The 1,061-nt window shown below is 54.5% G+C and carries 1 rRNA gene; it reads right to left on the bottom strand.

What is annotated here, in order from left to right:
• Positions 1–1,061 (bottom strand): 23S ribosomal RNA (locus tag IEW19_RS23145); the annotation flags it as partial.

Below are 1,061 nucleotides of genomic sequence, written 5' to 3' on the forward strand. Positions count from 1 at the left end.
GTGTATGGAAATCTCATCTCGAAGCGAGCTTCCCGCTTAGATGCTTTCAGCGGTTATCCCATCCGAACGTAGCTAATCAGCGGTGCACTTGGCAGTACAACTGACACACCAGAGGTTCGTCCGTCCCGGTCCTCTCGTACTAAGGACAGCCCTTCTCAAATTTCCTGCGCGCGCAGCGGATAGGGACCGAACTGTCTCACGACGTTCTAAACCCAGCTCGCGTACCGCTTTAATGGGCGAACAGCCCAACCCTTGGGACCTACTCCAGCCCCAGGATGCGACGAGCCGACATCGAGGTGCCAAACCATGCCGTCGATATGGACTCTTGGGCAAGATCAGCCTGTTATCCCCGAGGTACCTTTTATCCGTTGAGCGACGGCCATTCCACAATGTACCGCCGGATCACTAGTCCCGACTTTCGTCCCTGCTCGAGATGTCTCTCTCACAGTCAAGCTCCCTTGTGCACTTACACTCGACACCTGATTGCCAACCAGGCTGAGGGAACCTTTGGGCGCCTCCGTTACTTTTTAGGAGGCAACCGCCCCAGTTAAACTACCCATCAGGCACTGTCCCTGACCCGGATTACGGGCCGAAGTTAGATGTCCAAAGTGACCAGAGTGGTATTTCAACGATGACTCCACCCGAACTGGCGTCCGGGCTTCAACGTCTCCCACCTATCCTACACAAGCCACTCCGAACACCAATACCAAACTATAGTAAAGGTCTCGGGGTCTTTCCGTCCTGCTGCGCGTAACGAGCATCTTTACTCGTACTGCAATTTCGCCGAGTTTATGGTTGAGACAGCGGGGAAGTCGTTACTCCATTCGTGCAGGTCGGAACTTACCCGACAAGGAATTTCGCTACCTTAGGATGGTTATAGTTACCACCGCCGTTTACTGGGGCTTAAATTCTCAGCTTCGCCCTTACAGGCTAACCGGTCCTCTTAACCTTCCAGCACCGGGCAGGAGTCAGTCCGTATACATCGTCTTGCGACTTCGCACGGACCTGTGTTTTTAGTAAACAGTCGCTTCCCCCTGGTCTCTGCGGCCCCGATCCCCTCC

The organism is Arthrobacter liuii, from assembly GCF_014639275.1.
GTDB lineage: Bacteria > Actinomycetota > Actinomycetes > Actinomycetales > Micrococcaceae > Arthrobacter > Arthrobacter liuii.